Origin of the sequence: Micromonospora sp. SL1-18, assembly GCF_047921505.1 — a bacterium.
Classification (GTDB): domain Bacteria; phylum Actinomycetota; class Actinomycetes; order Mycobacteriales; family Micromonosporaceae; genus Micromonospora.
Window position 1 is genome coordinate 1 of sequence record NZ_JBLROA010000175.1, and the last position, 1,327, is coordinate 1,327.

General features: G+C 70.6%; 1 protein-coding gene. It reads left to right on the forward strand.

All coding sequences use genetic code 11. The features are described 5' to 3' along the window. Window positions 1–148: 148 nt before the first annotated feature. Window positions 149–1,327, forward strand: a 1,179-nt coding sequence (locus tag ACNAW0_RS30370; RefSeq protein WP_416291478.1) for an IS701 family transposase, incomplete at its 3' end; no start/stop codon positions are given.

Sequence of the window (1,327 nt, forward strand, 5' to 3'; positions counted from 1 at the left end):
CTAGTACGGCAGCCGCCGTTTGAGATGTCGCTGCTCAGAGGGGCTGGACGCGGGGCGGCCACCGCGTGATCGTCTGTACGTTGTGGACATAACTTCAGATCTTGCGGTGGCCGCGTGCCACAGCGTAGCCGTTGTTCGATGGGAACGTGTGCTGGCCGGGGTGCTCGGGTGCTTCGCGGGCCGGTTCGGGCGGGTGGAGCCGCGTCGTGCGGCGGCGGCGTTCGTGACGGGGCTGCTGGCCGATCTTGAGGTGAAGACGTGCTGGCAGCTGGCGGAGCAGGCCGGACACGCTCGGCCGGATGCGATGCAAAGGTTGTTGTATCGGGCGGTGTGGGACGCCGACGCCGTCCGCGACGACCTGCGGCAACTGATCGCCGACCGGTTCGGCGCCCCGGACGCGGTCCTGGTGGTCGACGAGACCGGTGACCTGAAGAAGGGCACCCACACGGTAGGGGTGCAGCGCCAGTACACCGGCACCGCCGGGCGGATCGAGAACAGCCAGGTCGGGGTGTTCCTGGGCTACGCCGGCTCCGACGGGCACACCCTGATCGACCGGCGCGTGTATCTGCCGGCGTCGTGGACCGACGACCGCCAGCGGTGCCAGGCCGCCGGCGTGCCCGACGAGATCGAATTCGCCACCAAGCCGGACCTGGCCGCGGACATGATCACCGCCGCCCTCGACGCTGGCGTGCCGGCGGGATGGGCCGCCGCGGACGAGGCATACGGCAACAGCGCCGCGTTCCGCGCTGGCCTGCGCGAACACGGGCTCGGCTACGTCCTCGCGGTGTCCTGCAGCCATCTGATCCCGATCGACGGCGGCAAGACCCGCGTTCGCGCCGACCGGGTAGCCGCCGAACTACCGGACTCGGCGTGGCAGCGCCGCTCAGCCGGCGCCGGATCCAAGGGCCCCCGCTACTACGCCTGGGCCTGGCTGGATGACGTGTGCACCGACACTGACCCCGACGACGGCGGCCGGCACAGCCTCTTGATCCGCCGCAACACCACCACCGGCGAGCTGGCCTTCTACCGCTGCTGGACCCCGAAACCGGCCACCTTCGCCCAACTCGTGCGGGTCGCCGGGATCCGCTGGACCGTAGAGGAAGCCTTCCAGGCCGCCAAGAGCCAGGTCGGCCTGGACCAGCACCAGGTCCGCCGCTGGGACTCCTGGCACCGGTTCACCACCCTCGCCCTGGCCGCCCTCGCCGTCCTGGCGATCTGCGCCGCCGACGCCGCCCACCACGACCCGGCTGACGCCGGGCTAATCAAGCTCACGGTCAACGAAGTCCGCCGCCTCATCAACGCCTGCATCATCCGCCCGATCAGCGAC